Source organism: Lysinibacillus sp. NPDC093197, from assembly GCF_044754025.1.
Lineage (GTDB): Bacteria > Bacillota > Bacilli > Bacillales_A > Planococcaceae > Lysinibacillus.
Genome location: NZ_JBIVOH010000001.1, coordinates 442,447 through 464,455, shown reverse-complemented (window position 1 = coordinate 464,455; position 22,009 = coordinate 442,447). Strand labels below are relative to the sequence as shown.

Here is a 22,009-nt window from a genome sequence, read left to right as displayed (position 1 = left end):
AATGCTTTTTAAGCATGGATATGTTTGTGCTATCATTTTAATTAATTTATATTAATATCGAAACTTACAATGAGTAGCCGTTTATCTGGGAGATTTTCAGATAAACGGCTATTTTGCATAAATCACTTGAACTTTTTTCAATAAAAATATGTAATCGTATAATTTCTTACTGATAAATTTCGAAATATGCCATTAACGACTTTCAAACTACTGGTATTGCTGATTTGATAAAAGGTGTAAAAATTTTTTGAAGGTATAAAAGAGGTATTTTCTTCTGCCTTAGGTTTATTTTTGCTCGAAAAAACGTTGACAAATAATATTCCGATAATTTAGAATTCAATTATTGATAAATGATAATCAATTCTCATTTTTAAAGAGGTGTAATTATGAGTGCAGAAAAAACATTAGAAATTATTGATTTATTTAATTACGAAACAAGAGAATTATCAGTGCAGCAAATAGCAATATTATTAAACAGCCCACAAAGTTCTGTTTATAGGCATTTGAAAATTCTAAAAGAAAAAGGATTTGTTGTAGAAACAAGTCTAGGAAATTATAAGTTAGGCTATCGTTTTCTACAGCTAGCCAAATATGTGAAGAGCGATATTAATTTATCCTCCATTGCATTTCCTATTATGAAAAATCTATCTACCAAATTAGGTGAAACGATTATTTTAACGATTCCTACTGAATACTCGGCAGTCTGTTTAGAGGTTGTTACGCCAGATAAAGCAATAAAAGTAGCATCTGAGCAGGGGAAGATACTGCCGTTACATGCAGGTGCTTCTACAAAAACATTACTGGCTTATATGCCAGAAGATACATTAGAGCAATTAAACAAGCGAGGATTGCTACATAAATATACAGAAACAACTATAACCTCTGTCAAAGAAATTCAGGAAGATATTCAGATTACTAGAGAGAAAGGGTATTCGTATTCTGATTCTGAAGTAGATGAAGGGGTAATCGCATATGGGGTACCAATTCATGATATGGATAACAATTTAATCGCAGCTTTAAGTATAGCTGGACCTTCAGAACGAATGAAGGAAGCTGATGAGCAAAAAATAATTGAACAACTATTTAATGCAAAAGAAGAAATTCAACATTATTTTTAGTACACAAAGGGGATGGGAAAATGAATCAATATGAAGTAGTTATTCAAGGTCAATTAGTTTTACCTGAGCAGGTAGTAGAAGGAGAAATCGGCGTTCAAAATGGGAAAATCGTAGCAATCTCGGAGGGGATCGGAAACCTTCAAGCAACTACTATAGTAAATGCGCAAGGAAAATATGTTTTTCCAGGTTTAATTGATGCTCATGTACATTGCTTTAGTAACCCGGATGAAGGTTTTGAAGTAACAAGCGCAGCGGCAGCGGCAGGAGGGGTTACCACATTCCTTGATATGCCATATGATTTACCAAATCCTATTAACAATGTAGACATATTTAAGGAAAAAATTGAGCGCTTAAATGAGCAATCAATCGTAGATATTTGTTTATGGGGTACAATTTCGAAATATGACGGTATAGAACAAATTAAGCCATTAGCAGAAGCTGGGGCAGTAGCATTTAAAATGTCTACATTCGAGACAGATGCCTATCGCTTTCCACGTATACCAGACTACGAAATTATGAAAGCGATGGAACAACTTCGGGAATATGATTTAGTCGCGGCGTTCCATGCAGAAAACGATGAAATCATTGCTGATCTGATTGAAGACTATCAAAAGGCTGGGAAGGTATACCCAAAAGCACATATGGAGACTCGTCCACCTTATACAGAAACGTCTGCTGTATTAAAACTTATGGAGTTCGCCCATTGGACAGATTCAAAGCTTCATATTGTTCATGTAAGTCACCCACGTACGTTGGAATTAATCAAACTGTTTAAAGAGCAAGGTACGAAAGTAACATCAGAAACTTGTTACACTTACTTACTATTAAACTGTGATGATTTAGATAAATATGGTCCGAAAGCAAAAAATAATCCACCATTACGCTATCAAGAAGATGTGGATGGCTTATGGGAGAAACTAAAAACAAATGATCTTGATTTTGTTACATCGGACCACGCACCTTGGTCATGGGCACATAAAGAAAAAGGAAAAGATAATATTTTCCTAGCTGCATCCGGTATGCCTGGTTTAGATATTATGGGGTCATTAATGTTTGAAAGTATGGTAGTAGACAAAGGATTTTCACCTGTGCATTTTGCAAAAGCAATGGCTCAAAATCCTGCAGATATTTATGGCATACCAAATAAAGGGCGTATTGCAGAAGGATTTGATGCAGATTTTGCAATTATTGATCCGGAAGTTGTTTGGACAATAGACGAAAATCAATTCCATTCTTATTCGAAAATTTCACCATTCCATGGACAAAAGGTAAACGGAAAAGTTGTGCATACGATTGTTCGTGGCGAAACCGTTTATGATGGCGAGAAAGTGACAAAAGAGCCAGGATTCGGCGCATTTGTTCCAGGTAAGGCATTTAAACAATAATTGAGGTGTAGGGATGTCAATTCAACATTTTGAAGATGCATTAAAGCATTTATTACAAGTTGATTGGGACATGTTACCTGCAAAAACTAAAGAGCGTGTTGAATGGATCTATTTAGACACTTTTATGGTAGCGGCTTATGGCATGCAAGCTGCTACAGAAGTGTCACAGCTGATAATAGAGCAGCCCGAAGGAAATATTCCTTTAGTTGGGCAGGCACTAGCCAGACAGCCACATGATTTTTTAGTTCTAACAGGAACAGCTATTGTTAGCTTTGAACTAGATGAGGGAAACCAATTTGCAAAAGGTCATCCTGCAGCCCATATATTTGGTCCACTATATGTCGCTGCTTATGAAGAAAATAATTTAGGTAAAGATGTGTTACGTGCTTTTATGATAGGTTATGAAATAAGTGCACGCTTAGGAAATGCGAGTAAGCTAGATGACAACGCACATCCACATGGCACATGGGGTATTGTTGGAGGTGCTGTTGCTGCAGCTATATTAAAAGGATTTACAGATGATGAAATCATAGAAGTGGCCAAGTTAGCAGCAACGTTTCCATTAGTTACTTCATGGCAGGCCGCAATACAAGGTCGAACAGCTCGAAATTTATATGTTGGTTTAGCCAATCAAATTTCATATCAAATGCTAGGCTTTATGAAAGCTGGTTTTTCAAGCCATTTAAGTGTAGTGGATCATGTTTGGGGACATTTATTACCAGTATCAATAGACTATTCGTTATTTAATCAAAAAGAAGATGAACCATATCTTATTGATCAAAACTATTTTAAATTATATCCAACTTGTCGATTTACACATTCAGCAATTGATGCGGCAAGGGGTTGTTTGGAGCAACTGAGTTCTAGCACAGCAGCAATTACAAAAGTAGAAGTATCAACATACTCACTAGCTGCACGTTTAACAAATAAAGATCCCGAAACAGTATTAGCATCCAAATTTTCTATACCTTATGCGGTTGCGGCGGTGCTTCTGAATAAAAGCTTATATACGCATTATCAAGTAAATGTAGATGATGAAGTCCGTGCTTTAATAGAAAAAATAGAAGTCACTGAAGATGTAGAACTTACAGGGATGTTACCAACGAGTCGCCCTTCAAAGATAAAAATTACGCTTGCGGATAATCATGTAATCGAGGAAACAGCTTTAGATGGTAAGGGGAATTTTAAAGAACCACTTCCGAAGTTAGAATTGCAACTTAAATATACTGAATTATTTGAAAAAAATAGTATGTCGAATGTACAAAAATTTGTGGATACAGTACAACAACTTGAAAAATTCAGATTTAGAGACTATATCGCACAAGTAAGTGAGGTGAGGGAATGTATCAAATTAATTTAAAGCGCTTACAAGAAAACTTTGAAGAACTGGCAACTCACTTCAATACGGGAGAGGCAGGGTTTAATCGACTTGCTTTTTCACTTGAGGAAAAAGGTGCTTTAGAGTGGCTAAAGCGTAAGCTAAATGCAATTCAAGTAAGCGTAAAAGAAGATGCTGTTGGTAATGTTTTTGGGAAGTTAGGAGCTAACAACCTGCCTTCCATTAGTTTTGGGTCCCATTTAGATACTGTAAGAAATGGTGGCTTATACGATGGGGCATTAGGCGTATTAGCGGGGCTAGAATGTTTGCAGACATTCGTTGAAAATGGTTATAAACCAACTAAACCATTAGAACTAATTGCTTTTGTAGCGGAAGAGGCCAACCCATTAGGCGGCACATTTGGCAGTCGCGCTTTAGCGGGCATGTTAGATGATAGTTATACAGATGAAAAATTGAAAATAGCAAATTTGACACGTGCACAATGTGAGAAGGCAGTTCGTTCTCAAAGTGAGTTTGAAGCATTTCTTGAACTTCATATCGAGCAAGGTTTTGTTCTTGATGAAAAAGGGACAAAAATTGGTGTAGCCACGGCGATTGCTGGCATATTGCGAATTTTTGTTCATATTAAGGGAGATGCCCGTCACGCAGGGACAACACCTATGCATCGTCGAAATGATGCATTACTTCAGGCAGCATCTTTAGTTCAATTTGTAAATAATGTGGCAAAAATGCAAGAAAGTAATTTAGTCGCAACAGTTGGTGAATTCAATGTTTTCCCGAATTTAGCTAGTGTCGTCCCAGGTGCTGTTGAATGTATGATTGAAATTCGTGGGGATCTTTGGGAAGAGATAGAGTCGGTAGAAAATATGATTTCAAACTGGTGTGAACAGCATATTGACGCATCATTACGAAGAGATGTTGTCAAATATCCAAATGCTTTGGATGCAAGTATTCAACAAGCGATTACGAATGTATGTGAAGAAAATGAAGTGAGTTATACGCAAATGTTAAGTGGTGCAAATCATGATACGAAATCGATGGCTACATTATCGAAAGCTGGCCTATTTTTTATCCCGAGTAAGGACGGTATAAGTCATCACCCTGATGAGTATTCATCGTGGGAGGATATAGAAATCGGAACAAATATTTTACTTAAAACGCTAGTATTTTTATCAAAATAAAACAATAGGGGTTGGATTTATGAAAAAATGGTTTTTAGTAATTTTGGCAGTTGCTACATTTGTGTTAGGGGCATGTGGGGAAAAACAGGAAGCTTCAACACAAACGGCTTTAGAGCGTGTAGAGAAAGCTGGCAAATTAGTTGTTGGAACAACAGGGAATTACCGACCATTTTCATACATGGATAAAAGCAATAAACTAACAGGTTATGATATTGAATGGGCGACAATTATTGCAGATGAATTAGGACTAGAGCTAGAATTTGTAACCGGACAATTTTCTGGATTAATACCGGGTTTAGTAGCAGGTAAATTCGATGTTGTATTATCAGGCGCAAATGCAACTGAAGAACGAAAAAAATCAGTTGATTTCTCTGAATTTTATGCAAAGGATGGAGCAGTAGCGGTAGTGAAAAAAGGAACTACGGGAGTCAGTGGCATTGAGGATATGGAAGGCAAAATTGTTGGGGTAAATGCAGGTTCTGCTTTTGAGGAAGTTGTTAAAAAAATTGGTGGTTATAAAGATTTAAAAACATATCCAGGTGCTGCAGAGAGCTTTGCTGATTTAATCGCAGGCCGTGTTGACTTTGTAGCAATTGGTCTACCAGCAGCAGCAGAGTATATAAATAATTCTACGACAGGTAGTGAAATTGAAATAATCGGTCAACCTTTTGATGAAAAAGACATTGCAGTAGCGATTGCTAAAGATTCGGATGATTTATTGGAAGCTATTAATAAAGTGATTCAAAAGAAAAAAGAGGATGGTACATTTGATGATCTAGCTATGAAATATTTTGGTCAAACCTTTCAGTAATTAACAAGATTACGAGATGAATTTAATAAAGAGGGATGTGATATAGATGAATTTTGATGTAATTTCAAATGCCATGCCGTACTTTTTAGAAGGTGCATGGGTTACATTGAAGGTCTCTATTCTAGCAATTATTCTAGGAACAGTTTTAGGCTTTATTTTGTGCCTATGTAAGATGTCAAATATCCGTATATTAAAGTATATTGCATCTGTATATATTTGGCTATTTAGGGGTTTGCCACTATTAATAATTTTATTCTTATTCTACTATGCAACTCCGTTTGATATAAAGTTAAGTGCATTTTCCGCAGCATTGTTAGCAATGTCATTAAACTCTGCCGCATATAAGGCAGAAATTATTCGTTCAGGTATGATGGCTATCAACAAAGGTCAGGTTGAAGCGGCCGAAGCAATTGGGATGACGCCTGTTCAAATTATGTTTCGAATTAAAATACCTCAAATGGTGCGTCTAATTATCCCACCATATATCAATAACTCTGTTGTTTTATTAAAGGAATCAGCGCAAATTTCGGTTATTACAGTACCAGATTTAATGTTAAATGCTCAAACACAGTATAGTAGTACATACCTTCCATATGAAACATTAGGTGTGGCAGCAATATTATACTTAGTTATGACAAGCTCATTAATGCTACTACAATCATGGACAGAGAAAAAATTAAAAGTAGCAAATAACAATAAGTAAGGAGGTAACCCATGGAAATATTAGAATTAAATAATATTAATAAATATTTTGGAGATAAGCATGCTCTTAAAAATATTAATTTATCGATTAATCAAGGTGAAGTTATTTCTTTAATTGGTCCAAGTGGTTCGGGGAAGTCCACTCTACTACGTTGTGTAAATTTTCTAGAAGTGCCTTCTGAAGGTGTTGTTAAATTTGAGAATCAGCCAATTAAGTATAAAGTGAATCGTTCAAGTCAACTAACATTAGGATCTAAAATAAAAATGAGTAAAGTACGTGAAAACATAGGTATGGTTTTCCAACACTTTAATTTGTGGAAGCATAAAACAGTGCTTGAAAATATAATTGAAGGTCCAATACAAGTAAAGAAAATAAAACGTGAAGAAGCTATTAAAATTGCTGAAAAGCTTTTAGAGCGAGTTGGACTAGCAGATAAACGTGACGATCACCCTAGTGATTTATCGGGTGGCCAACAACAACGCATTGCAATTGCACGAGCGTTAGCAATGGATCCACATGTAATGTTATTTGATGAAGCTACATCTGCACTTGACCCAGAAATGGTGAATGAGGTTTTGCAAATTATGAAAAGCCTTGCAGAGAGTGGGATGACGATGATTATTGTAACCCATGAAATGGAATTTGCACGCAAAGTATCAGATCGTGTTGTATTTATGGAACAAGGTGCAATTGTAGAAGTCGGGACGCCAGACCAAATTTTTGGAGAGAAAGCAAACCCCCGTATTACACAGTTTTTAAACAGTATGCATCCAACTATATAATTTCTTTAGGAGGAATAGACGTTATATTCCTCCCTATTTCCTGTTTATCACCAAAAGTAAGAGTTGAAATTTCGTTAGGGGCATATCTAAATTAAAAGGATGATGCAGTACAGGATGGATGTACTATAGGAAGCATATATCCCGATACAGAAATTAATCTCAAGGTTTGATTGGTGAATCTGTAATGTAGAAGAGAGGAAAAGAAATGGATATTCAAACAAAATTATTACAAGACTATACAAATAATCAATATCCTCTAAATATGAGAAGAATAGCAGAGCGTTTACATATGCTAGGCCAAATTGGTATGACTAAAAACGGAGGGTCAAACCGAGTTGCACATTCCCTAGAAGATGAAAAAGGACGCTTTCTTATAAAAGAATGGATGGAGCAAATTGATTTAGAGTTTTTCACAGATGAGCAAGGGAATCAATTTGGTATATGGCATGGGGAAAATCCTGAACTACCAGTCTTTATGATGGGATCGCATACAGATACTGTACCGAACGGAGGGCATTTTGATGGTGCACTTGGTGTCATTATAGGATTAGAGGTGATTCATTTTTTACAGCAACATCATATCCAACCAAGAAGATCTTTAGTAATTAGTAACTTTAGCGATGAGGAAGGTGTTTTATCTGGAGAAGGTTTAACTGGGAGCAACTATTTTTTAGCAGCTGCTGAACAAGGTAAACATATGATAGCTTTGCCTAAAGATTATTTTGAAGTACATATCGAGCAAGGGAAGGTTCTGGAACATCATAATCTAGCAGTTGGCATTGTGGAATCTATTGTCGCACTAACGAATTTGCAAGTTACATTTAAAGGAAAAGCAGATCATGCAGGAACAACACCTATGTTTCTGCGTAAAGACCCAATATTAGCTGCGAGTGAATGGATTTTAAAAGTAAATCATTTAACACGCTCATTTGATCAACATGCTGTTGCAACAGCAGGAAGAACATTAATAGTACCAAATGCAACAAATGTGATTCCTGAGGAAGTACAAGTATTTATTGATATACGTCTTGCGCAAACTGAAAGGCTTAAACAATTAGTTGTGATATTGCAAAAAACAGCACAAGAGATCGCCAAAACGCACCAAATAGAGATTGAAATGAATAACCCTGTTATAACTAACGGTGCGCAGATGAATGCTAATTTATGTAACCAACTACATGCGATTTGTGAGGATTTAAACATACCTGTAATGAATTTATTGAGTGGTGCAGCCCATGATGCACTTGTACTTGCTCAAAAAATTCAAGCCACGATGCTATTTATTAGGAGTCAAGATGGTATAAGTCACCATCCTGATGAATGGTCAAACTTAGATGATATAGAATATGCTTTTACTATAGCTTTGCATTTTGTAAGAAAACAAATTGTATAATGACACAACAGTACGAGATGGTTATAACGAAGTGCAAGTTGTAAGGATTGCCGATGAGGTAGTATTTTGTTTTCTACAACATTTTTCCTTTTATAGATTATTTGTATTTTACGTTCCAATATTATATTCTATCGTAATACATAAATTTGGAAATGATGTGATTGACGTGAATAGTATAGAAAGAGCAAATAAAAGAAAAGTAAAGGCTATACGAATTTTGGATGAATTACAATTAATTCAAAAATGGAGTACTGTGGGAAACTGTTTTTTGGTGGGGGCAACAGCTTACGATTTAATAGTGTCACTTGATATTGATATAGAAACATTTAGTGAAGAAATTAATCCAGACAAAATTATGAAAGAATTAGTTTCACTGATTAATAATAAAAACGTTTTGGAACTAAAATATAAAAATTATATTGAATCAGACTTTAAAGGCTTTTACTTTAAAATCATTTATCTTGATAATGAAGAAGAGTGGAATATAGATATGTGGCTTTTTTCAAATGACCGTCAAGGCGCTCTCTCTAGAGATTTAGTGCCTTTAATGAAAAAAGCCTTATCCGAAACAACTAGAAAAGCGATTCTAGAAATTAAAGAAGCTTTACTAGAAGATAATTTAAATTATTCATCAATTTTTATTTATCAAGCTGTATTAGATTATGGAGTGAGCAATGTCACTGATTTTTTAGCATGGTCGAAAAATCATGATACGAATCATCTTATTCAATGGAAACCTCAATGAAGTCCGATGATGTAAAAATGGGATAAGTGGCTTTCCATTTAGAAAGAGCGACTCCAACCAGCACCTTAAGTCAGTAATATCATAGAGTGGGTAATTTAATTATCCAATTATTCTGCGACTTTATATGGACATATTTGGGTAGTTTTACTTCGTATTTAGAACAAAGCTTTATAGTAACATTAGGTATATAAAGATATAGGAGGTTTTATATGCCTGATTTAATGCTTGTCCTATTTTTATTTAACCTTTCTTTATTTTTTTTGCATGAAATGGATGCTATAAGGCGCTCTGAATGGCGATTGTTTATTGTACTAAAAGATATGGAAGATGCTAAGGCTTATAAAGTATTTACATTGATTCACCTATTTCTTTACGTAATTATCCTTTCCTTACTTTTCAGTGAGTATCAAACAATTACTTTTTGGGTCCTTGATGCATTCTTTATCATTCATGGAATTTTGCACTTATTTTTTGAACGGCACCCTCGAAACGACTTTAAAAATTCGTTTTCAAGATCGATTATTTATTCTATGGGGATTCTTGCTATAATTCATTTATTATTTTTAATTTAGATTTAAGTCATATCTAATAAGATGTGGCTTTTTTATCTGGTCGTACGTCTCCAAATTATGTATATTCATGTAAAGGAGGAATAAAAATTGAAGAAAAAATTAATAGTACCATTTTTATTATTGCTAGGTATGCTTCTAACAGCATGTAGTCAAGATAAGGAAAAAGAGGGTGGAGCTGAAAAAGATGTTGCTGCTGTAAACTCAACTGAAAATACAGCGGATGGAGAGCCACTAAAAGTTGATAAAGGAGTTTTAAATGTTGAAGTAACAATACCAGGCACTTTTTTTGAAGGTCAAGATATTGAAAAAGTTATAGCTGAAGCGAAAAATGATGGAATCAAGGAAGTTATAAAAAATGAAGATGGTTCTATTACTTATAAAATGTCTAAAGCAGAGCATAAAAAAATGATGAAGGAATTAGAAGAAGGGATTATTAAATCAGTAGAGGAAATTAAAACGAGTGAAGATTTTACCTCTATTAAAGATGTAAGTTATAATAAAACATTTTCAGAATTTACATTGTCAGTCAACAAAGAAGAATTTGAAAATAGCCTTGATACAATTGCTTCTTTCGGACTCGCAATTACAGGTATGTATTATCAGTTATTTAATGGAGTAGATCCAGAAAAATATAAGGTGACAGTCATTTTCAAAGATGAATCGAATGGTGAAGTGATTAATACAATTGTTTATCCAGATGATTTAAACGAGAAAAATTAATATATTGGTAAAGAACAACACTCCAAATATAAACCAGAATGAATTCTACGTTTGTAGAATTATTCTGGTTTTATTTTGTTAAACTAAATGCTTTTCTAATTACTGTAGAAAAGGACAGTTTAGTTTGAATTACAAATGGTTCCTGTTTTTATGCCAGTAGGTCCATTAAATCCTGGTATTGTATCAACTACCGTATTTGTTGCAATATCTATTACTGACACGGTATTGTCAGCCTGATTTGTAACATATGCAAATTTTCCATCTGGCAAGATTGTGACTTGGTCTGGAGATAAACCAACAGGGATTGTTGCAATGACTAGATTTGTAGCGGTACTTATGACTGATACAGTATTAATACCTTTATTTACAATGTAAATAAGTGTGCCATCAGGAGTTATTGCTGTTCCAACAGGCCCTGTTCCAACAGGGATTGTATCAACTACAGTATTAGTCACGGCATTAATTACAGAAACAGTGCTACTATTTTCATTTGTGACATAAGCAAATTGACCATTAGGTGTGAAAACGATTGATCTAGGGCGAATTCCAACAGGTATTGTAGCAACTACAGTATTTGTAGTGGTATTAATAACTGAAACTGCATTCGAATTTTCATCTGCTACGTAGGCAAAAGCCCCATTTGGCGTGAACGCAATACCTTGAGGTTGAAGCCCTACTGGAATCGTCGCTGTTACAGTATTAGTCGCTGTATTTATGACAGATACAGTGTTTGATCCGTGATTGGATACATATGCAAGTGCTCCATTTGGTGAAATCGCCACACCAAGCGGATTAACTCCAACCGGAATAGTAGCAACTACCATATTTGTTGCAGTATCAAAAACTGTTACATTATTTGAGAAGAGTGCAGGAACATAACCAAATTCGCCATTTGGTGAAATCGCGACTTCGAGAGGAGCACTTCCTACTGGAATGGAAGCGACAATAGTATTAGTTGCTGTATCGATGACTGACACTCTATTATCGGGAGTTTCTAATTGACCAGCGTCTGTAACATATACGAGATAGTTACAGCTTGGTTGTACAGGTAAATATGGTGGTTTACAACTACAATTACAACAAAAACCGCAGCAGTGACATTGACAACTAGGATTTGTTTTAAACTTAAACTTTTTAAAATTTTTAGGTTCCTTTTCCACACTGAACCTCCTTCTAATCGTATATGGTTAGAATATGTACACTAAACTATATCCTTTGTATGTTGTCCTATACAAAATATTTCTTATATGTGGAAAGTCTGTATTTACTTATGTTTCTAAAATTGATTTATTTTTAAATCGTTAGGCGTTCAAGAGTAGGTGGAGGGGATTTAAACTGAATAGGAAGATGCTTAGAAAAATTAGATTTTTTTGATGGTCATTTCCATTAAATAATTATTTTCATTATTAATTTTTTTTACCTTTGAAAATCCACATTTTTCATAACATCGAATTGCTCTTTCATTCGATATTTCAGGGTCTAAAATTATGATTTCGACGTCAGTCGTTTTCAAAATAAAATCAATAAATTTACTAACCATTATTGTCCCATAGCCTTTATTAAACAGATTAGGAATACCGATAAATTGGTCTATTCCATAAATCACTTGATTTTCGAGATAACCGAAATCTTTTTGCTCATGTATTTGTATTGGATAATGTTGCATGTATCCTATAGGTAGATCGTCTAACTCAACAATAAAAGGAGAAACAGTGCTTTCACCACGTACTCTTGGTTCATACTTTTTCCTCACTTCTTCAATTGTATAGGGTGAATTAATATCTCCATAAAATTCTAATACTTCTTTTGTACTTAACCAATGAGTCATTAAACGATAATCATTAGCTGTCATTTTCCTAATGTTTATTTTGTTTGTAATCAAGATTTGTTTCCTCCTTTAAATTTTTTATTAAAATTAAACCACTACATAATAATTCTGTGATTACGCCATTTTGGATCAGTATACGAATTTACGAGCTGAGCGACACGTTAGGAAAAATTAGGTTCTTTTAAATAAAACTATAAAACCTCACCTAAACGTGAGGTTTTAATATATTTTGACTTGTTCAGCAAAAAGTAATGAGAGATTTTATAAGAATAGAAGAAATTAGTTTTAATTATTATACTGCGCAAATATAACAACGTGGTAATGCTTGTAAGTCAAGGAACAAGTGAAAAGTTGATTTAAATTATAGGTTGAATTTTCCAAAATAGACAGTCAAAATGAAGATTAATACATGATTGATTTTCTTGTTATTTTGAATACCTACCTAATAATTATTATAGGACTGTAATTCATACAATAATTACTTTTATAAAGTTTTTAGCTTGGAGAAATAAGGGGGATGAAGATGGAAAATGTGAATATTTATGAAATCATTGGCGTTTCGATTGACCCTATTTATGAGGCGCTAAATCAGCTTAGTGAAAATGAAGAAATCCTTATCGGAAAATATACCATTCGAAAAACAGCTAAATTTTTCGAAATTGAAAATAAAAACTTGCATGAATGCTTCAAAGAAAAAGAAAATTGCTATCAATTTTTAAGCAATTTGCTCATGGCAAAATAAAAAAGCTACGGTTATGAGTATAGTAGCTTTAAGGTAATAATATGATTGTATTCTAATTTACTAAAATAACCAAATATTGTATAATTTTATTAATGATTTCATATAGTTAGGGGGATTATTATTGGATATCGAGTTTATTAACAGCAAGATTTCAGAACACTTATTAAGTGGTACATCTGAAGTAAGTTTGTTTTTAATTGAAAAGATTAAAACTCATGATGCTTTAGATTATTTTTCATTTAAACCATCTTTAAGTCGGTCTTTGCAATTAGATATTGTAAAGGTTATCCAACCAACTATTGATAAATTAGTGGGAAAAGAGCAAGTTGAATTTAATGAAAATGGTCGACCAAATGGTGTCGTTGAATACTGTGAGCCTTCATATATAGGGATTACATATGATAATTTATTTAAAAGCTTACAAAAACCAGGTGAATTGCTGAATGAAGGTACCCAAAAAGATTTATACTGTATAAAAATTGAAATAGAAATGGGGAAATTTGCTTATATTTTAAATCGTATTCCTCAACTTAAGAAGTTTACGAAAGGTCTATGGGGAACATTGGCGGACTCTACATTTAGAAAATTCTCAGATTCATTTATAGGAATTGAACCTGGATTTGATTTACTTATTTTTGAAGACGAAGTGCTTGTAATTAATAATATAGCGATGCAAAGAATTTTCGATTTAAAAACAAAGTATGTTCAGAATACTAATTCTGTATTAACAGTCTTTGAAGAAACGAATAAGTTAGAAGGATTTGAACAGTTTAAAAATGATAGTATTGAGGATGGTAATATTGTAAAAAGAGTTTCAAGATTGATGACAAGGCCTGAAAGAATGACGAGGTTTGTTGACAATTTTGATAAAGTAGAAGAAATCATTATGGAATTTGACTTAAATATCGAATTAAACGAAGAAAAAACGAAAATAAAATATACTGATAAAAAACAATTAAACGATATAGTCAAGTTACTTAACGACGCTTATTATAAAACTGTATTAACAGGAGAAAGAGGAAGCGATGACCTAAGGTAATTTAAGAAAGGGTGGGGGAAAATTGACAAATCTTTTTAAATTGTTTTTATTCATATCGTCCTACTCTCCATTGTATCTAATTGTAGCTCTTTCAATATACCCCTATGATCGTTTTAGCATCAATTCAATTATTCAAGATAAAGTAACGCTTACAGTGTATATTATTTTAATCGTATTATTTATCCTTTCATTTTTACCTATTTTGTATATAAAGAAATGTGAATTAAACAGCACAATTGTAGGTGAGCGTGTATCGAAGAAAAATGAAGAAATTTTAAGTTACTTAGTGACATATATAGTACCTTTATTGGCAATCGACATCACAGAAAAAAGTACATTGGTTACGAACGGAATATTGTTTATGTTAATTGGCTATTTATATGTTAAGTCTAATTTAATACATGTTAATATAACGTTTTTACTGTTTGGATGGAATACCTATGAGGATGAGCTTGGCCGAGTCTTAATTTCGAAGGAGAATCCAGACTATTTTAATAGAATGAAAATTAGTGGACACAATTTACATGTTAGAAAATTGGCAAACAATATTTATTTGCATAGAGCCTAATTTCTGAAACAAACCTTTATAAAACGCCTATTGCTGCACTGCAAAAGGCGTTTTTTATTATTCAACGAGGTAAAGAACAGAAAGCTGCCACTGGAGAGCAAATAAAATAGAAACTCAGAAAAAGCCACCCCATTTAAATGAAGTGGCTGATTTTGTATAGTTGTTTGGATTTATTTTTAATTATTGTTGTGATTGAAATATTTGATCATTTATAAAAGCCTTTTTAGAAAAATAGTTCATTTTCATTGGGCTCTCTATTATTTTCAGCCATAAAGCATTTTCTAGGGAAGAGGAATTAGGACAGTACATACAGAAAAAGAGGGAATAGGATTAAAAAATTTTTACATAAATTTCTCTAAATCGGACGGTATAGGAAATTGTTTTATTGAAAAAAAGAGATGAAAGTATAGATTTCTTAAAAAAGGAAAGTGTATTAACTGGAGGTGATGATGATGACGAAAGATAAGAGAAATAAGAAGGATGTAGAAAGAGAAGAATTTGGAAATGATTTAAGTCCAGATGATTTAGATGTTCGTGAAGATAATGATCTTACAAAAGAACAATTTAAGAATGCGAATGAGAAGAATGAAAAACAAGAAGAAAATCAGTAAATACTAAATGTATAAAACCCCAGGTATTGAAGTGAAGTGACCCCTAAAAGGTAGACACGGTTATTTCAGTTAGGCAGTATGAGTAAACTGAGTTCGGTATTGTACTGGACTAAAAACTGCACCTCCAATTGTTAGATGTGTCTAACAATGGGGGTGCAGTTCAGTGTACTGGGGTTTTATTGTCGCTTATAAATTATTTTTTGATTTAATTATAGATTCTATTTACTGTTCTATATATTGAATTGTAAAAAGCGCATCAAATTTGATGCTCTAATATCAATGTTCTTACCCATTATTTATTAATTAACGGGAAATTGCTCAGAGTTAATTCGTGTGTTCAGATAACTTTATAAATTCCTCTGGGGTAATGTGTTTTACCTTATAAGATATTACTGCTTTATCTGAAATCACTTTATGTTTTGTTGCAGCTTCACCAGGGGGGATTCGAAAAGTAATGTTAATTAGTTTATACGGAGGATTATGTGCATTTTCAAAAGTAATAACTCTTAAAGTAACGTCATAAAAGTCATTTTGTCTATTTCTTTCAATTTTTTCGATTCTTCCAGCAGTAAATAATTCATTATCACCGTATGAAGTCATTGTTTCAAGTATTGATTGGCCTAATTCGCGCAAAAAGGCTAATTCTATTACACTCGGGGGTTTATCTTGAGGGAAATATTCTGTATCGGATTCAGCAAAAGCATAATTAGTGACTAAGAAACACATTAATACTAACGAAATGATTATTCTTTTTCTCATATTCAATTCCTTTCTGCATTCGCCCTTGTTATTTGCAGATTAAAGAAGTTTTATGTATAGGAATTTTAAGCAAATAAAACAACGTGTTAATGATGGAGCATAATTGACCAATTCGGATATCTTTTTATATTTGATGTTTGCTATAGCTGTTCGAAAATCAATACCTTTGACAATTTTTGATGAGGTCTAACTCATTAGCATGAGGGCAAATGATATTAATTCAGTTGATAATTACCCCTATTTATTGTTTATTTTGATATAATTACCATTATGTAAATGAATCCTTATAGAAAAGCAAAATGAAAATATAAAAATTTACACGAATGTGTTTGTCGAGAAGAATCAAAAAGGAAGCGGCTAAAATGTTTATTAGGTGGAATCAAACTAAAAAGTCTCAAACAAAAGAATGCCTATATCTTATTGATTGATATAGGCGAAGTTTAAAATTATTCTGTTTTTAGAAGTGAATAAATATTTATATCTATAAAACTTTCATTAGAATTTTCGTATTGTCTAACTTGGTCTTCGAACGTGAAATTAAGTTTTTGTAACACCCTAATAGAATTTACATTTGCAGGCTCCACTTTTGCTTCAATTTTATTTAATTTTAAACTTTCGAAAGCGTAATTCAGTAGTGCCTTTATACCTTCTGGCGCAAATCCCATGCCCCAATAGGCTTTCGCAATATCATAACCGATTTCTGCCTTGTTATTTTCAAAGTCTATAAAATTGAATCCACACGTTCCTATTATTTCGCTGGATTTTTTTTCAATCATGCTGAACCGAATTGCTTCATTAGCCTGAGCCAATTCCTCAAGAAGTTCTATCATTTCTTTTGCTTGCGCTTCATGTGTAAAGCTAGCAATGTTCATATATTTCGTCACATCTGGATCAGACCAAATTTTAAATAAGCTATATGAGTCTGAAATTTCCATTCTTCTTAAATGTAATCTTTGGGTGTTTAGTTCTTTTATCAATTTTTGTACCTCCAATATTTTTAATCAGTTAGATAAAAAATATTGCCATCTGCGCATAGTTCAGTCCCTTCAAAGTTGTATAGTCTAATGATACCAAGAGGAGCAAAATAAAGGAATCTTAAAACTTTTAACACTTTTTGATTAATGAAAAAGAGAGTGTAGTAAATTAAGTTAATTAATTTATATTAAATATTTTAGGAGGAATAAAATTGAAGTGAATTTTTCCATTAATAATTCTTTTACTATTAGTTTTATCTGTATATCATTTTAAAGATAAGATAATTGTTTCAGGTGATGTTTCACAACAATATATAGAGCAATTTTTTAATAATGAAGAAATTTATGATACAGCGCATAAAAAATATGGGGTGTATAGCATGGGTGTAGATCAGAATGATAAATTATTACTTGTAAGTATGAGTGTATCTAATAAAGAATACAAGCAAGATGTAGAAAAATATTTTGAACAACAACTAAATATCCATCGTTTAAATGATTACAATATCGAAGTGTATTTATATGAAAATGGGTATAAATAATTTATTTAAATAATGGGTTTAATTACAAAATTAAAAGGTGGATAAAAGAACAGTATATAGTAAAAAATCAAAATTAAAACTATTTCTAAATTTGAAATCAATATTAGCAAAAATTTTCTAATTATGTGTTGAATATGCTAAGAGGCGATCTTATCATAAATAATTACATAGCAAGTTGATATTACTGTAAGAATCTTAAAAGCATTTATTTAATTTATGACAATGAACTAGAACTATAAAGGGGAATACGTATGATAAAATATCCATTTTTAGAAGTGGGGGCAACAATTGGCGTTACAGCACCTTCATCGGGGGTACCCAGTGAGCTGCATGATTTATTGAAAACAGCATGCATTCGTATGGAAAAGGAAGGATATAAAGTCCTTTGTGGAGAAACTGCTTGGACACAAGAGAAAGCAAAATCTGCTTCAGCTAAGAAGCGTGCCGAAGAGTTTAATAACATGATCATTAATGATGAAATCCATATTATTATTCCTCCTTGGGGAGGAGAATTACTTATTGAGACACTCGAATATATTAATTTCGGAAATATTCCAACTAAATGGGTATTAGGTTACTCAGATATCAGTCTTTTATTATTGGCTATTACATTAGAAACAGGTATAGCTACCGCACATGGAACGAATCTAATAGATTTAAGAGGAGAGTATTCTGATGACACGACAGCAATGTGGCAGTCGGTTTTAGCTCTAAAAAAAGGTGAATCAATCGTACAACATTCTTCAGACCAATATCAAAAGGATTGGCATTTTGATAAGCCTACACCATATGTTTTTAATTTTACTGAGAAAACAAACTGGAAAACTACTGCAGATAAACCTGTTAAAATACATGGGCGTTTACTAGGGGGTTGTATTGATTCGATTAGACATTTAATTGGAACAAGATTTGGTGAAATACAGAAATTTTCAGAAACTTTTATTAAAGGGGAATCTGTTATATGGTACTTTGAAAACTGTGAGTTATCTACTACCGATTTGCGTAGGACATTTGTACAAATGAGATTAGCTGGATGGTTTAATAATTGTTCAGGGATAATGTTTGGTAGAAGTAATGCTGAAACCTCTGTTGAAAATTATACAGTCGAAGATGTGTATGAGGAGCTTGCTAAGGAGCTTGAAGTCCCGATTATATACGACATCGATTGTGGTCATTTACCGCCACAAATAACATTAATCAACGGAGCATTTGCAGAAGTGCAAACGTATAACGGTAAAGGAACTATTTTGCAACACTTTATTTAAATATAAAATGTAAAGCAACATCTAAAAACGTATTTAATATGCGGGTAAGGATACTATTATCAATTAAATATACCTTACTGACTTTAGGAATGTAATCTATACAAGGGTCACCCTGGGATAGGAGCGACCCTTTAGAAACAAATCAGGAGGAAGTTTGCTTAACACTATTATTTATATGCAATGTTAACTTGGATTTTATAGTTAATTGCCTTTCGAAAAAAAAAATATTAAAGAGCTTTAAAGATTTTGGGAAATCTTTCTTTCAATAGTATTACTCAAACAAAGTACCTACTACTACAAGGTACATTTTCGCTAACAAAAACCAGCAAGGTAAAAAATACCGAGCTGGTTTTAAGTGTGCAAATATAACTTTTAATCTTTTAGACTGAATGATGACTAACTTTTAGTAATTCCCACTCGCTCCGTAAAATGCCCATTTTAATTGCATCATAGTATTTTCCATTAACCATTCGTGCGTCTCTAATTTTTGCCTCTAATTGCATCCCCAATTTATCTGCTACTCGCATCATTCTTTCATTGCCGGACCAAGTAGACATACCTAAGCGATGAAGAGTAGTATTTTCAAAAAGATAGTCAATCCATAAGCTATAAGCCTCAGAACCGTAGCCACCATTCCAGTAATCTGAATTATATGTAACAATCCCTGTTTCAAGCCAATTCGTATTTTTGTCAACCCAATAAGCTCCGACAACACCTATAAATTGGTCATTTACTGCCATGACTAATGTATTTGGGACACCTTCAAATAACTCTTCCTCATTGGCCCATTCCTTTAAAAATTCTGTTTTAGTCATTTGTTTTTCTGGAATATACGGTCCATTCCATTTCTTAGCGGCTTGTGTTTTATCAACATATTTCCAATAATAAATTTCTTCTAAATCTGCAATTGTAGCTGTACGTAACGAAACTCTTATTCCTCTTTTGTGAATCATGATCATTCTCCCTTTATCGCCTATAAAAACACTAATTTTATAATAACATACATATATGCATAAATTGTCAAAAGCAAACTGGACTTTACTTCAAAAAATGAAGCTTAGTGTTATACTTGTCTGATTTTAGAGGAGATCCATTCTTTATGTCGAATTAGTACATAAATGGAGGGATACTATTGTTAACCAAAATTAGAAAAGTTAAGTTTGAAAAAGAAAGAAAAAATCCTATGTATAATGTTGTTATGGAATGTCCAGATGGGAAGGAACTTTTTGTTAAGTTTGATTATACTTATGCTACAAAAAATTTTTGGCCATTGGAAGTAAATTATAATAAAAAAAATTATGGCGCAAAGCTCGCATGGTATACAAGAGAAGTTGAAAATATGACGGTTGAATTGTTCCTAGAAACTATTGCAAACAAAATAAATAAAAAATATAACTTCGTACTACAGAATTAATAATAGGAAATTTTATTTTAGGTCCTTCAAAAATTGTTGTGAAAGGTCTTTGTGCACTTTAGGAACAATTGTGTTAGCTTTGAGAGGAAAAGTTTGATAAAAATATTCCAATTTTATAGATTTTTTTTATGATTAAGTTGGAGGGGATATTAGATGTTTAGTAATACAGCGAATATGTTTAAGCAAACTACAAATCTTATAAATGCATTGAATAAGCTAAAACAAAACCTATCTTTTGTAAAATCAAATGTAAATAATGATAAAACGCTAGTTATCTATTTTTTAAGTAATGCGTATAGTGACTTTAATTTATTTAAAACGATCTATTTATCTGTAACGCCTGGCGATCAAAAAATCGAAACATTTTTACAAGAATTTGAAAAGTTTTTTGTAGATGCAAATAAATATTTAGTATTTATTACTGAAGATAGTATCGAAGATAAACTTCATAAAGAAGTGGTATTATCAATAAATGAATTAGAAAGATATTTGTTAAATCAGTTAGATATGTATAGATAATTTCATACACACTTTTGACATTCCTTATAGTAGGAGTGTCTTTTTATTTAAAAAGCAAACTTTTCCCTCTCATTACAAGTGTAGCAGGGGGAGGGCATAAGAAAGAGCTTAGTGGAAAGAAGGAACTGGTAGAGAAGGTGATTTAAAATTAAAAAGAGCTGCCCTAAAAAAGAACAGCTACTTAAAAATTTATTTGACAGCCTTTAAAAAAGCCTTCCCTTTGTTATAGATAAATCGTTCCCACTTAGCTAATAGCCCATTTCCATTCTCACCATTGTCTAATGCTAAAGCGTGATTTTTATGGAATTCTTTTACCCGTTTATTATGTTCTTTTTGCCATTGATGTAAAGGATTATGTTTCATTTTTTAGCCTCCTTTTAGTTATTTAATTATATGGTTAGTATGGATAAATTAAAAGCAATAAATATTTAATCAATAGAAAATATAATTGGTAGTTTTGCGTAATGAATATATGAAAGAAATTGTGCAATAACAAAAAAAGCATTGCAATATGCAACGCTAAGATCGATGGATTTCAGACAACTTTGCTATGCTAAAAACAAAAGATATCAAACCGCCAATCAAAAAAATATACGCTACTAATATTGACATAGCTTCTAAGTTGTTTGTAAAGATTCTATATGCCCCTAAAGCAAATAATGCCAAACTACTTACTGAGCTAAGTAATATTCTACTCTTATCAGTCAATAAAACACCTCCTAATATTGGGATTGTTAATTTGTTAACAATACAGTGAAGTAGAGAAGCTTACACAATATGTTTTTTCTTTTCATCTTTGTTTTACGAAATAACAATGATGCCATGAATAAAAAAATTGTTAGCCATAAGGAAAAGAGAAAGTATTCCAGCGAACTCGTTATTATTTTTGAAATAATCCCAAACGGATAAAAATCAGAAAATTGTCCCGAAGTAAGCAATATAAATGTATTTTTCGAATTTTGTAAAATAAAATCCCTCTAAATGTAATTTATGTAAATA

The 22,009-nt window shown here is 32.6% G+C and carries 26 protein-coding genes; 19 read left to right on the top strand and 7 right to left on the bottom strand.

Features of this window, described 5'->3' with window-relative positions; translation table 11 throughout:
* Nucleotides 1-386 precede the first annotated feature (386 nt).
* The 11 genes from ACIP9G_RS02385 (at nucleotide 387) to ACIP9G_RS02335 (ending at nucleotide 10,749) form a co-directional block, all read left to right on the top strand.
* Nucleotides 387-1,118, top strand: a complete 732-nt coding sequence (locus ACIP9G_RS02385) for an IclR family transcriptional regulator (RefSeq protein ID WP_401017110.1) — start codon at nucleotides 387-389, stop codon at nucleotides 1,116-1,118.
* 20 nt (nucleotides 1,119-1,138) lie between these two features.
* Nucleotides 1,139-2,503, top strand: a complete 1,365-nt coding sequence (locus tag ACIP9G_RS02380) for a dihydroorotase (RefSeq protein WP_401017108.1) — start codon at nucleotides 1,139-1,141, stop codon at nucleotides 2,501-2,503.
* A 13-nt stretch (nucleotides 2,504-2,516) separates the two neighbouring features.
* Nucleotides 2,517-3,863, top strand: coding sequence for an MmgE/PrpD family protein (locus tag ACIP9G_RS02375; protein WP_401017106.1), 1,347 nt, complete (start codon nucleotides 2,517-2,519; stop codon nucleotides 3,861-3,863).
* Nucleotides 3,845-5,023 (top strand): hydantoinase/carbamoylase family amidase, encoded by a 1,179-nt coding sequence (locus ACIP9G_RS02370; protein WP_401017104.1) that lies wholly within the window; start codon nucleotides 3,845-3,847, stop codon nucleotides 5,021-5,023. Before ACIP9G_RS02375 ends, ACIP9G_RS02370 begins: the two co-directional genes overlap by 19 nt.
* 19 nt (nucleotides 5,024-5,042) lie before the next feature.
* Nucleotides 5,043-5,834 (top strand): substrate-binding periplasmic protein, encoded by a 792-nt coding sequence (locus tag ACIP9G_RS02365; RefSeq protein ID WP_401017102.1) that lies wholly within the window; start codon nucleotides 5,043-5,045, stop codon nucleotides 5,832-5,834.
* A 46-nt stretch (nucleotides 5,835-5,880) separates the two neighbouring features.
* Nucleotides 5,881-6,537 (top strand): amino acid ABC transporter permease, encoded by a 657-nt coding sequence (locus tag ACIP9G_RS02360; protein ID WP_401017100.1) that lies wholly within the window; start codon nucleotides 5,881-5,883, stop codon nucleotides 6,535-6,537.
* A gap of 11 nt (nucleotides 6,538-6,548) precedes the next feature.
* On the top strand, nucleotides 6,549-7,319 hold the full coding sequence (locus ACIP9G_RS02355; protein WP_401017098.1) for an amino acid ABC transporter ATP-binding protein: 771 nt from the start codon (nucleotides 6,549-6,551) through the stop codon (nucleotides 7,317-7,319).
* Between the two features lie 205 nt (nucleotides 7,320-7,524).
* Nucleotides 7,525-8,712, top strand: a complete 1,188-nt coding sequence (locus ACIP9G_RS02350) for a Zn-dependent hydrolase (RefSeq protein WP_401017096.1) — start codon at nucleotides 7,525-7,527, stop codon at nucleotides 8,710-8,712.
* Nucleotides 8,713-8,743: 31 nt separating this feature from the next.
* Complete coding sequence (locus tag ACIP9G_RS02345; protein ID WP_401017094.1) at nucleotides 8,744-9,457, top strand: hypothetical protein; 714 nt, start codon at nucleotides 8,744-8,746, stop codon at nucleotides 9,455-9,457.
* Nucleotides 9,458-9,666: 209 nt separating this feature from the next.
* Nucleotides 9,667-10,029, top strand: a complete 363-nt coding sequence (locus ACIP9G_RS02340; protein ID WP_401017092.1) for a DUF6713 family protein — start codon at nucleotides 9,667-9,669, stop codon at nucleotides 10,027-10,029.
* An 87-nt stretch (nucleotides 10,030-10,116) separates the two neighbouring features.
* Nucleotides 10,117-10,749 carry a hypothetical protein gene (locus ACIP9G_RS02335; protein ID WP_401017090.1) on the top strand — a complete coding sequence of 211 codons (633 nt, stop codon included), beginning with the start codon at nucleotides 10,117-10,119 and terminating at the stop codon, nucleotides 10,747-10,749.
* A gap of 119 nt (nucleotides 10,750-10,868) precedes the next feature.
* Here ACIP9G_RS02335 and ACIP9G_RS02330 read toward each other — a convergent pair whose 3' ends face one another.
* Together ACIP9G_RS02330 and ACIP9G_RS02325 are read right to left on the bottom strand one after the other, a co-directional pair.
* Nucleotides 10,869-11,909, bottom strand: a complete 1,041-nt coding sequence (locus ACIP9G_RS02330; protein WP_401017088.1) for a beta-propeller fold lactonase family protein — start codon at nucleotides 11,907-11,909, stop codon at nucleotides 10,869-10,871.
* Nucleotides 11,910-12,109: 200 nt separating this feature from the next.
* Complete coding sequence (locus ACIP9G_RS02325) at nucleotides 12,110-12,631, bottom strand: GNAT family N-acetyltransferase (protein WP_401017086.1); 522 nt, start codon at nucleotides 12,629-12,631, stop codon at nucleotides 12,110-12,112.
* A gap of 469 nt (nucleotides 12,632-13,100) precedes the next feature.
* Between ACIP9G_RS02325 and ACIP9G_RS02320 the strand changes: the two genes are divergently transcribed.
* From ACIP9G_RS02320 to ACIP9G_RS02305, 4 genes are all read left to right on the top strand, one after another.
* A complete protein-coding gene (locus ACIP9G_RS02320) occupies nucleotides 13,101-13,319 on the top strand; it encodes a hypothetical protein (protein WP_340824197.1) in 219 nt (72 codons plus the stop codon).
* Nucleotides 13,320-13,440: 121 nt separating this feature from the next.
* Nucleotides 13,441-14,358: a DUF4868 domain-containing protein gene (locus ACIP9G_RS02315; protein WP_401017084.1), complete on the top strand. Its 918-nt coding sequence runs from the start codon at nucleotides 13,441-13,443 to the stop codon at nucleotides 14,356-14,358.
* 22 nt (nucleotides 14,359-14,380) lie between these two features.
* Nucleotides 14,381-14,926 (top strand): hypothetical protein, encoded by a 546-nt coding sequence (locus ACIP9G_RS02310; RefSeq protein ID WP_401017079.1) that lies wholly within the window; start codon nucleotides 14,381-14,383, stop codon nucleotides 14,924-14,926.
* Nucleotides 14,927-15,378: 452 nt separating this feature from the next.
* Nucleotides 15,379-15,537 (top strand): hypothetical protein, encoded by a 159-nt coding sequence (locus ACIP9G_RS02305; protein ID WP_340824201.1) that lies wholly within the window; start codon nucleotides 15,379-15,381, stop codon nucleotides 15,535-15,537.
* Between the two features lie 324 nt (nucleotides 15,538-15,861).
* Here ACIP9G_RS02305 and ACIP9G_RS02300 read toward each other — a convergent pair whose 3' ends face one another.
* Complete coding sequence (locus ACIP9G_RS02300; protein WP_340824202.1) at nucleotides 15,862-16,296, bottom strand: hypothetical protein; 435 nt, start codon at nucleotides 16,294-16,296, stop codon at nucleotides 15,862-15,864.
* A 446-nt stretch (nucleotides 16,297-16,742) separates the two neighbouring features.
* Complete coding sequence (locus tag ACIP9G_RS02295; RefSeq protein WP_401017076.1) at nucleotides 16,743-17,273, bottom strand: GNAT family N-acetyltransferase; 531 nt, start codon at nucleotides 17,271-17,273, stop codon at nucleotides 16,743-16,745.
* A gap of 218 nt (nucleotides 17,274-17,491) precedes the next feature.
* On the opposite strand from ACIP9G_RS02295, the gene ACIP9G_RS22685 reads away from it, so the two are divergent.
* Both ACIP9G_RS22685 and ACIP9G_RS02285 read left to right on the top strand, forming a co-directional pair.
* Nucleotides 17,492-17,812, top strand: a complete 321-nt coding sequence (locus ACIP9G_RS22685) for a YolC/YozM family protein (RefSeq protein ID WP_483869660.1) — start codon at nucleotides 17,492-17,494, stop codon at nucleotides 17,810-17,812.
* Between the two features lie 251 nt (nucleotides 17,813-18,063).
* Nucleotides 18,064-19,077, top strand: a complete 1,014-nt coding sequence (locus tag ACIP9G_RS02285) for a S66 family peptidase (protein WP_401017072.1) — start codon at nucleotides 18,064-18,066, stop codon at nucleotides 19,075-19,077.
* A 380-nt stretch (nucleotides 19,078-19,457) separates the two neighbouring features.
* Here the strand turns inward: ACIP9G_RS02285 and ACIP9G_RS02280 are convergent, their stop codons facing one another.
* On the bottom strand, nucleotides 19,458-20,030 hold the full coding sequence (locus ACIP9G_RS02280) for a GNAT family N-acetyltransferase (protein ID WP_401017070.1): 573 nt from the start codon (nucleotides 20,028-20,030) through the stop codon (nucleotides 19,458-19,460).
* A 179-nt stretch (nucleotides 20,031-20,209) separates the two neighbouring features.
* Between ACIP9G_RS02280 and ACIP9G_RS02275 the strand changes: the two genes are divergently transcribed.
* Nucleotides 20,210-20,491 carry a hypothetical protein gene (locus ACIP9G_RS02275; protein ID WP_340824209.1) on the top strand — a complete coding sequence of 94 codons (282 nt, stop codon included), beginning with the start codon at nucleotides 20,210-20,212 and terminating at the stop codon, nucleotides 20,489-20,491.
* A gap of 153 nt (nucleotides 20,492-20,644) precedes the next feature.
* The gene (locus ACIP9G_RS02270; protein WP_340824210.1) at nucleotides 20,645-21,010 is read left to right on the top strand and encodes a hypothetical protein; all 366 of its coding nucleotides are present in this window, start codon (nucleotides 20,645-20,647) and stop codon (nucleotides 21,008-21,010) included.
* Between the two features lie 189 nt (nucleotides 21,011-21,199).
* Here the strand turns inward: ACIP9G_RS02270 and ACIP9G_RS02265 are convergent, their stop codons facing one another.
* Both ACIP9G_RS02265 and ACIP9G_RS02260 read right to left on the bottom strand, forming a co-directional pair.
* Nucleotides 21,200-21,373 carry a hypothetical protein gene (locus ACIP9G_RS02265; RefSeq protein ID WP_340824212.1) on the bottom strand — a complete coding sequence of 58 codons (174 nt, stop codon included), beginning with the start codon at nucleotides 21,371-21,373 and terminating at the stop codon, nucleotides 21,200-21,202.
* Nucleotides 21,374-21,529: 156 nt separating this feature from the next.
* A complete protein-coding gene (locus tag ACIP9G_RS02260; RefSeq protein ID WP_401017066.1) occupies nucleotides 21,530-21,718 on the bottom strand; it encodes a hypothetical protein in 189 nt (62 codons plus the stop codon).
* Nucleotides 21,719-22,009 lie beyond the last annotated feature (291 nt).